At 57.4% G+C, this 310-nt stretch carries 1 protein-coding gene; it reads left to right on the forward strand.

Annotated features, from left to right (window positions below):
- Window positions 1-201, forward strand: a 201-nt coding sequence (locus CVH10_RS19235; protein ID WP_369335888.1) for an SMR family transporter, incomplete at its 5' end; no start/stop codon positions are given.
- Between the last annotated feature and the right edge of the window lie 109 nt (window positions 202-310).

The raw sequence follows: 310 nt of genomic DNA on the forward strand, positions 1-310 counted from the left end.
TACTGCCTGTCGCTGACATTGAAGACCATTCCCACCGGGATAGCTTACGCAATTTGGTCGGGCTGCGGCATCGTATTGATCGCAGCCGTTGCCTGGATCATTCAGGGGCAAAAGCTGGACTTACCGGCAATGGCGGGAATGGGTTTGATCGTGACTGGTGTCATCGTGATGAACGTGTTCTCGCAGACTGCTGCTCACTGATCGGTCGGGGTCGGCAGCTTCCGGGGATTGCGGTGCATCGGCTGAGCGACCGGAATGGGCGCGTAACAGACATTTCCCAATCTGTCGGCGCAACGATCAAGGCCGCATC

Origin of the sequence: Halomonas sp. ND22Bw (genome assembly GCF_003011945.1) — a bacterium.
Classification (GTDB): domain Bacteria; phylum Pseudomonadota; class Gammaproteobacteria; order Pseudomonadales; family Halomonadaceae; genus Halomonas; species Halomonas halophila.